At 60.3% G+C, this 8200-nt stretch carries 7 protein-coding genes and 2 pseudogenes; 6 read left to right on the forward strand and 3 right to left on the reverse strand.

Annotated features, from left to right (window positions below; all coding sequences use genetic code 11):
- Nucleotides 1-398 precede the first annotated feature (398 nt).
- The 3 genes and pseudogenes from BLT27_RS18485 to tnpA form a co-directional block, all read left to right on the forward strand.
- A complete protein-coding gene (locus BLT27_RS18485; RefSeq protein WP_089736561.1) occupies nt 399-1202 on the forward strand; it encodes a helix-turn-helix transcriptional regulator in 804 nt (267 codons plus the stop codon).
- Between the two features lie 206 nt (nt 1203-1408).
- Nucleotides 1409-1918, forward strand: coding sequence for an OsmC family protein (locus tag BLT27_RS18490; protein ID WP_175526522.1), 510 nt, complete (start codon nt 1409-1411; stop codon nt 1916-1918).
- Nucleotides 1917-2192, forward strand: a pseudogene (gene tnpA, locus BLT27_RS18495) (IS200/IS605 family transposase); the annotation flags it as partial. The gene BLT27_RS18490 and the pseudogene tnpA, both read left to right, overlap by 2 nt.
- Nucleotides 2193-2269: 77 nt before the next feature.
- Here the strand turns inward: tnpA and BLT27_RS19415 are convergent.
- Together BLT27_RS19415 and BLT27_RS18500 are read right to left on the reverse strand one after the other, a co-directional pair.
- Complete coding sequence (locus tag BLT27_RS19415) at nt 2270-2659, reverse strand: hypothetical protein (RefSeq protein WP_139172422.1); 390 nt, start codon at nt 2657-2659, stop codon at nt 2270-2272.
- Between the two features lie 161 nt (nt 2660-2820).
- Nucleotides 2821-5901 carry a PAS domain S-box protein gene (locus BLT27_RS18500; protein WP_089736566.1) on the reverse strand — a complete coding sequence of 1027 codons (3081 nt, stop codon included), beginning with the start codon at nt 5899-5901 and terminating at the stop codon, nt 2821-2823.
- Nucleotides 5902-6110: 209 nt separating this feature from the next.
- Between BLT27_RS18500 and BLT27_RS18505 the strand changes: the two genes are divergently transcribed.
- The 3 genes from BLT27_RS18505 to BLT27_RS19420 all read left to right on the forward strand — a co-directional run bounded on the left by BLT27_RS18505 (nt 6111) and on the right by BLT27_RS19420 (nt 7967).
- The gene (locus BLT27_RS18505) at nt 6111-6425 is read left to right on the forward strand and encodes a DUF7344 domain-containing protein (RefSeq protein ID WP_089736569.1); all 315 of its coding nucleotides are present in this window, start codon (nt 6111-6113) and stop codon (nt 6423-6425) included.
- Between the two features lie 276 nt (nt 6426-6701).
- Nucleotides 6702-7082 (forward strand): twin-arginine translocation signal domain-containing protein, encoded by a 381-nt coding sequence (locus BLT27_RS18510; RefSeq protein WP_089736571.1) that lies wholly within the window; start codon nt 6702-6704, stop codon nt 7080-7082.
- Nucleotides 7083-7310: 228 nt separating this feature from the next.
- A complete protein-coding gene (locus BLT27_RS19420; protein ID WP_139172423.1) occupies nt 7311-7967 on the forward strand; it encodes a hypothetical protein in 657 nt (218 codons plus the stop codon).
- 7 nt (nt 7968-7974) lie between these two features.
- Here the strand turns inward: BLT27_RS19420 and BLT27_RS18515 are convergent.
- Nucleotides 7975-8200 (reverse strand): annotated as a pseudogene (locus BLT27_RS18515) (IS5/IS1182 family transposase); the annotation flags it as partial.

Below are 8200 nucleotides of genomic sequence, written 5' to 3' on the forward strand. Positions count from 1 at the left end.
ACCACGTCGCCGTGGACGGTGTAGTGGTCCCGCACGTCGGGTGCGTACCAGGCGTCCGGGTCACCCGGTGGGATGGGCGGCGGGACACGCCCGTCGTCGTCGGTCGACGCTCCGTTCCCCTGGTCGTCGGGGAGTTCGAGCGTCGGGTCGTCGGTCATGCAGATAAATTGCGGAAGTATTGTATTTAAATTCTAACTATCTATACCTACATCTATAGCCGGGGTGCCGACAGCAAGGGGATCCGGCGTCTGGATGTATTCGTCGATACCCGGCTCTGGGTCGGGCGAGTGCTACGACTCGGCCAGGTTCTTCACTGTGAGAACCGACCGCTCCCGTTCGTTCTCGTGGGTTCGATGGAATCCCCCGGGACATAATACCGGTCAGTGCAAACCTGTCGCATGGATTCGACCCTCGACGACATCAGGTTTCTCGCGGATTCGGCGAACCGTGTCGATGCGCTCGTCGCATTACGCGAGGGGCCGTGTGACCGGGACGAGCTGCAGGCGACGACCGGCGCGTCCGCGGCTACCGTCGGTCGTATCCTCGGTGACTTCGAGGAGCGGGGCTGGGTCAGTCGCGACGGGTACGAGTACGAGCTGACGAAACCCGGTGCCTTCGTCGCGAAACACTTCACGAACTTCTTCGACCGAATGAACACGGAGCGACGCCTCCGCAACGTCTGGGGGTGGCTCCCGAGCGAGGTGAACGGCTTCACGCTAGAGACGGTCGCCGAGGCGGTCGTAACGGTCGCCGAGCCCGGTGATCCGTACGGACCGGCAAACCGCTGTGCCCAGCTGTACCGGGAGACTGAGTGCCTCCGCGGGTTCGACGCCGGCCTGACGGCGCCACACCACTTCGAGGTCCTGTACCACCAGATCGTCGAAGGGATGGACACGGAGATCGTCTTTCCGCCCGCAGTCTCGGCGAACATCGCATCGACGTACCCGGAGAAGGCCGCTGAAGTGTTCGGAAGCAACTCGTTTACGCTCTGGTTGCACGACTCCCTGCCGCTCTTCAGAATCCTCATCTACGACGACCGTATCGGGATCGGCGGGTACGACCCCGACAGCGGGGTGTTGCAGGTGTACGTCGACACCGACGCACCTGAAGCGCGTGAGTGGGCGGAATCGACGTTCGAGTCGTATCGCCAGGAGGCCCGGCGTGTCACTCCGGACCGAGTCTCCTCGGAAGGTAGCGGATAGGGACACAGCATGAAACCGCGACACGCCCTGAAAGTCCCACGTGGGTCCGCATCGTTTCATCAGATAGGTATTTGGACCGATGTCGCACCCGTATACGTACCCGGGAACCACCCGCACGATGCCGAGGGACCCGGGGTGGATTACCAATGACACAGGAAAACAGACGGCCCACGGATCGCGAACCGGTCGACGTGAAAGACCGCCAGATGCCGCTGTACGGCCGCTACGGGGACGCACCCGGGGAAGCGACGATCACTGACCGGGCGAAGACGACTGGCGGGACCGAGACGGACCCGTTCCACGGCGTCATCGAACCGGGGAGCCAGGATTACGGGATTGCCTGGGAATTCGGTATCCACAGCGCAGTCGGGGGGTTTCACGACGCCCCGAATCCTGGTGACATCCTCTGTGGAGCCCTCGCCGCATGCCTCGATTCGACCATTCGCGTCGTCGCCGGACGACTCGACGTCACGCTGGAACACCTCGCAGTGGAGGTCACGGCGGACGTGGACGTACGTGGAACACTGGTCGTCGAGCAGGACGTCCCGGTCGGCTTTCAGGAGATGCAGTGCCACGTCGACATCCGGGCGGCGGACGGCACGGACCCCGAACTCGTCGAGCAGCTCACCGACGCTGCGGAATACAGTTGTGTGAACCTCCAGACGCTACGCTCCGGCGTCCCAGTGGAGACGAGTGTGGACGTGGACCAACGGTGAGACTGCCGACCACTTTGGACACGAGATTCTGGCGTTGGAGATTGCGGACGGTCACGTACACCTGTTCGTGCAAACAGACCCGAAACACAGTCCGGCGGACATCGCTCGGCAGTTCAAGGCGTATTCGGGAAAGCACTTGTTGGATCGGTATCCCGAGATTCGGGAGTCGTATCTCTGGGGTGGTGGATTTTGGAAGGTCAGGTACTACGTAGGGACGACGGGAGCAGTGGCTGAGGAGGTGGTTGAACGGTATGTCGAGGAGACGGAACACTAGACTGATTGTCTGGCTTCACCCCCGACCCCGGCGAGTCGGGGAACTCGCCCTTGCAGGTTTTTTAGCGCCGGAGTATTCTAACCACCTCTACCTTTCCAGAGGGTTATCTGGTACAGCTGTTCACCCACACGAACGTACAGTTCACGCTCCTCGTTAGGATTAAACGACTCCGTGTAGGTTGGGAGCCGGGCAATAATATGTTCCAGTGACTCGTACTGTGTCTCGTTGATATCCATATTCACGTCGTTGATATCGCTTTCATTTGTTCGATTGATAATACTGAATAATAGAGAGACATCCTGTATCGATTCATTTGAAATATTCACGACTGTTACGTTTGCAGGCTGTTGTTCAAGCATTTCTCCCTTCAAATAGTATTCTTCTTCTCCGTGTCCAGGACCTGTTTGACAACCTGCTAAGACGTTTGATAGAATCAACATAACAACCAATACCTTACCTTTGGCCATATCCGATAGACTAGGCTAGTAGTATAGGAATATTTTGAAAAATATAACATATATTATGAATGGTTTGGCGTTCTGTCCTTAAATCGGTGTACGGATGCTATCTCTCGCGACGGAGTACCTGCAGACCCGACCGAGTCTGCAATCGAACGGAACCGGAGTGGTCAGGAGGGGTCACCCGTGGTCGACGAGAACACCTGTTCGAACACGTTCTGTTCGGCCTTGCGCAGGTGCTGGTGGAAGGTCGGCGGCGCGATTCCGAGCGTCTCGGCGACCGCCTGACCGGATGCGCTGCGTGGCCACTCGAAGAATCCGGAGCGGTACGCCGTTTCGAGCGTCGTCCGCTGTCGGTCGGTGAGTTCGTCGACCAGCACATCCCGAGTCAGTTCGCCAGACTGGTCGGCCCGCGTGATCTGGCGGTGCTTGAGTACCTGAACATCGGGGAAGGTGTCCATGACGGCGTCGAGAACCCGCTGTACGTCGGTACTCGGAGAGAGGTGGATTGTCATCTGGTAGTCGCCGTCCTCGACGACAGCTCGTTCGACAGCACCGCCGACGGCGGCGATGGTCGAGAGAATCGGGGGACTGGAGAGGTGGAGTTCGAAGTGTCGTCGGGATTCGGAGCCCGCGCCGTCGCGGAAACTGATGCGTTCCCAGTCGGCTCGTTTGTCGACGAGGGTGTGGAGGCCCTCGACGGCTGTCGGGGTCGCGGTCCCGTAGACGACGTAGGCCCCGTCGCCGAGCGGAATTGCGTGTTCGAACGTAATCGTCGCGGAATCGTCGGTGGGAACGCCGAGCGTGTCGAACACGTCGGTGATTCGGAACGCGAGTTCGACCACTTCGTCGCTCATCAGCGCCCGTTTCCGTTCTGTCGCTGCGATAGCGTGGCCGACGATCTCGCCGAGTTGGGCGAACACGGCGCGTTCGTCTCCCTCGAAGGCCCCCGGTCGGTCGGCGTAGACGTTCAACACGCCGTAGACGGTATCCTGGTAGGCGATGGGGACGGCCGCAGACGACCGGAACCCGTGTCGGTCGGCGTGGTCCTCCCACGGGGTGTAGTGTTCGTACGTCGTCACGTCCCCTGTGGTCTGTATCTCGCCTGTTCGAAACGCCCGAGCGGTCGGGCCCTTCCCACGGGGGTTGTCGGAGTCGACGGAGATGACGATATCGTCGAGGTATCCCTCGACTCCGGCTTCCGTACACAGCTCGACGGTCCGGGACCTGTCGTCGACTTCGCCGATCCAGGCGAACAGGTACGACTCCGAGGCGGTCAGGTGTTCACAGACGGTCGCCTCGATCGCCTCGCGTGTCGACTCTTCGATGACGGCGTCGGTTATCTCCTGTACGACGTCGTGGAGGTCGTTCAGTGCGGCGACGCGCTTTCGCTGGTGCAGGAGCGTCTGCTCGTACTCGTGTCGGTGGATGGTACTCGCGAGGATGTTCGCGACCGACTGGACGAAGTCGACGTCCTGCTGGGAGAACTCCCGACGGTCCGTGTCGTGCGCCCCGAGGATTCCCCATGGGTCGGTCGGTGGCCCGATTATCGAACTGATTCCGCTGCGCACGTCGTGGTCGGTCAGGAGGGACGGGCCGCTGAACCGGGATTCGGTCGCGAGGTCTTCGACGACGACCGGCGTGGAACTCGCCAGCGTGTGGGCCGCCTGCGAGTCGTCGGCGGCCGACACGGTCGCGTTTCCGACGATTCCCTCGTGCCAGCCGACACCCTCGGTGAGCCGGAGTTCGTCCCCGTCGTCGGTCAGGTCGAGGACCTTGCAGTACTCCGTCCCGAGCGCCTCGCTCACGAGTTCGACCGCCTCGGCCATGATCGACTCCGGGTCCGTGTCGCTGAGTGCCACCTGACCGAGCGTGCTGAGAGCGTCCAGCTGGTGCATCCGAACTTCGAGCGCTCGTTCGTACTCGACGTGTTCCGTGATGTCACGGACGACGGCGATCCGCTCGTAATCACCACCGTCCAGCCGGTTGACACCGAACTTGGCCTCCGCGACGACGGACTCCCTGCTGCTGGTCTCGAACTCCGCTTCCAGGGTCGCCTCCTCCCGCTCGCCGGCCACCAGTTCGTGTTCGAGTTCCTGGGCACGTTCGGCGACGGCGTCGTCGACCAGCGTCCTCGCGGGGACTCCGACGAGTTCGCCGGGTGGTCTGTCGAACATCTCGGCGTAACTGGGGTTGACGAAGGTGAACCGCCCGTCGCTGTCGACGGTGTACACCCAGTCCTGCATCGTCTGGACGATGGTCTCGTACCGTTCCAGTTCGCGCTCGCGTGCCCGCCGGTCCGAGATGTCACGGATTACCCCGACCCGCCCGACCCCTCCCTCGCCGTCGTCGAAGGTCGTCACGCGGTTCTCGACGGGAATCGCGTCCCCTTCCTCCGTCCTCACCGTCTCCGGTATCGTCACGACGGTCCGCTCGTCAGGGGGCACCGCTCCCGTGCGGTCGCGGATTCGTTCGACGGTGCGCTGTGACGTGACCGTCGACGCCGGCATCCCGATGAGTTCGTCCCGGTCGTAGCCGACGATGGTGGAGAACGCAGTGTTGACGGCGATGAACCGTTCGTCCGCGTCGAGCGCGTAGATTCCGTCACCGACGGTCTCGATCATCCGTTTGTACCGTTCGAGTACGCGCTCGTGGTCCGTGCGCCCGGTAACGTCCGTTATCACCCCCTCGAACCACGGGGACGACGCATCATCGTCCGACACCCGACGGCCCCGTTCCCGGACCCAGCGAGTGTCGCCGGTTGCGGTCGAGATTCGGTATTCGAGGACGAACTCGTCGTCGTCGTCGAGTTGCGTCCGAATGTCCTCCCGGCGAGTGGCTCTGTCGGCCGCGACGACCACGTCGTCTTCCCAGGTGACCGCACCGGATTCGAGGACGCTCGGTTCGTATCCCGTGATTGCTGTGGTCGCCTCGTTAACGAACTCCATCGACCCACCGGTGACGGTCCGACATCGATAGACGATTCCGGGGACGTTGTCGAGGAGCGATGAGACGGTCCCGGACTTGCTGTCGGTGGCGTCGTGGAGTGGCTGCCACCACACCCGGGCACTCGACCCGACGGACTTGGTTTCGAGTCGGCCGTGGTCGACGAGGCGGTCCAGTCGGTCGTAGGTGCCCCGACGGCCGAGGTCGAGCCGCTCGGCGACCTCGGTCGTCGAGAGCGGCGTCCCGGCCTCCTCGAAGCACGCGAGCGTTTCTCGAAGTGGTTCAGTCAACGGTGGTCGGGACATTACCGTCTCCGGAAGCGACGGTGAGGCTTAGCTTCTCCGCCGGCGGAACCACGTTTCATCACCAGATACACACACAATCGTTGCTGGAAGCGTGTCAACGGGAGTGGGACCCAGGGGGCTCGCCCACCACCGACCGGAGACGGGCCTAATATCTTCTAGAGAGCGACTATCCATCGGTGGTCCCTCGTGTCGGATGGACACTCACAGCCATGTCGAACGCTCCCATCAACTCCCTCGACGACGTTGCGCGGGCCCAGATCGCTCACCTGAGTGAAGACGACTACCACCGGTTGCTCACCTCGGGACGGCGTCGGAAGCTCCTCTCGGAACTCACGACGTTGACGCCACCCGTCCCTCGACGGGCACTGGCCAGGACGGTGGCCGAGCGAGAGGCCGGTGCCGACGACACGAGAGCGGCGCTCGTCGACCGCATCGAGATCAGCCTGCACCACGTCCACCTCCCCATGATGGCCGAGCTGGGAGTCCTCGAATACGACTCGACGGCGGAGCAGATACGCTGGTGAACGCGGGCTTATTCTACCCTGGCCGACCAGAACCACGACTCGATGCAGGTGTTGGCCGCACCGCTGTGGCACCTCGACGTGTGGTGTGCCGGAGAAGATACAGACAAGTTCGTTATCATTCAAAACGAGAATTTCGAATTTTACATATCTGAATTCTGTATGTTCGTGTTACACCGTGTTACCGTACCCGAGAGTATAGCTACCAAAATAAATTAGATACCATAAGTAATCGCTATTAGCAACTTTTATTATCCTCTCATCGAAACGGGAGCTTGCATGTCGCAAGACATCGACACTGCTCTGAGTCGACGATCGGTTCTCAAGAAGACCGGTGCGACCGCAGCCGTCGCTGCGGGAGGTGCCACGCTCCTCTCCAGTACTGCCGCGGCCGATTCGGAGGTCGAACTCGTCATCGAGTCCGAAGGCGGCCGTGGCGAGTACGAGATCGAAATCGACGACGGCACCGTCGAGACGCAGGACTTCGAGTGGTACGACGACAACGTCGACGACCAGGGCGACCACGTCGTCGTCTCCGGCCAGGTCTCGACCGGCTGGAGTGGCTCCAACGAGGACGTCTACATCTACCAGGGCGAGGGGAACGACTCCGACATCGAAGTCATCGAACTCGACGACAACGTCGACTACCACTGGGAGTAGCGGCTCCGTCAGCAGTCGTCGCCCACCACTCCGGTGATTTTTTACCGGGCTCCTCGGTTCTGCGGTTCGGTCAGTGTTGTGACTAACAGTCGCTACGACCGCTGCCCGTCGGAACGTAGCGGCAGTTCGACTGTACTGCGTACTCTATTCATTTCTACTTCATTAACACACATAATTGCAATATTTATGTAGCAAGGATTAAAAGTGATAGCGGCATAATCAAAAGTGATGGACCTGTATCGTCGCCAACTACTACAGCTCCTGGGGGTATCGGGGATTCCGAACGTGGATGCGGGAGAGGTGGACATTTCGCAATCTACAGATTCAACTTTTGAATCCAGAGCCAGTGGTGAGATTAGCAACTGGATGACCCACACATTCTCGGCAGAGCTGGACCCGAACCCGATTGTTGGGGATCCAGTACCGATTATCGGAGAACCAGACCCCTTCGGTCACCAATCACTACAACGACTCCAGTTCCTTGGGAGTACATTCGAGGAGGCGGGTAATCCGTCGGTTTCTGCCCGGCGTTCAATATATGGGGAGCCGTCAGGCTGTTGGAAATATACGTTTGCTGTGTCTGGTTCTGCAATTTCGCACGTTGAGGCAGAGCCAAGCGATATATTTGCTCGTCTGAATCAAATTGACTTCGAAGACGGTACCATCGATTTGAATCTCGGAGGTAGAAGACTAGCGCGAGGCGCAACTATCGGGAGCCGTGTGTCTGTTGAGGTAACTGAGGACACGAGTCTCGACTCAGTGGCTATTGCCCCTCGGCATGGTGCTGACACGTTCAAAGTCGTTACTGCACCACAGCCTGGCGGTGCTGATGACCTGAACGAACGTCTGGACGCCGAATATCCTGCCGTGTTGAATAGATGCTGAGTCATGGTTAGAGAGGTTCACAGAGCGGTTCTATGTTGGAGATGGCGAACATGAGGACGATTTCACGGAACTGTCGATACCAGCCGAGCGCTCGCACGGCATCGCCGAGCGAGCGCTTCGTTGTCGAATACGATGTTTCGGCCATCCAGCGCTGAGAGTAGCCTTTTGCCCGGATGAGCGCGTTATGTCCTAGCGTTAACGGTCTTGATCCACGCTGTAAGATGAGTGGCTCG

Source organism: Haloarchaeobius iranensis (assembly GCF_900103505.1).
Taxonomy (GTDB): domain Archaea; phylum Halobacteriota; class Halobacteria; order Halobacteriales; family Natrialbaceae; genus Haloarchaeobius; species Haloarchaeobius iranensis.

Bases quoted from the DNA above. Each gene is read 5' to 3' on its own strand.
- BLT27_RS18505 (WP_089736569.1), top strand. From the start codon at position 6,111: ATGTCGAACGCTCCCATCAACTCCCTCGACGACGTTGCGCGGGCCCAG.
- BLT27_RS19420 (WP_139172423.1), top strand. From the start codon at position 7,311: ATGGACCTGTATCGTCGCCAACTACTACAGCTCCTGGGGGTATCGGGG.
- BLT27_RS18500 (WP_089736566.1), bottom strand. From the start codon at position 5,901: ATGTCCCGACCACCGTTGACTGAACCACTTCGAGAAACGCTCGCGTGC.
- BLT27_RS19415 (WP_139172422.1), bottom strand. From the start codon at position 2,659: ATGGCCAAAGGTAAGGTATTGGTTGTTATGTTGATTCTATCAAACGTC.
- BLT27_RS18485 (WP_089736561.1), top strand. From the start codon at position 399: ATGGATTCGACCCTCGACGACATCAGGTTTCTCGCGGATTCGGCGAAC.
- BLT27_RS18490 (WP_175526522.1), top strand. From the start codon at position 1,409: ATGCCGCTGTACGGCCGCTACGGGGACGCACCCGGGGAAGCGACGATC.
- BLT27_RS18510 (WP_089736571.1), top strand. From the start codon at position 6,702: ATGTCGCAAGACATCGACACTGCTCTGAGTCGACGATCGGTTCTCAAG.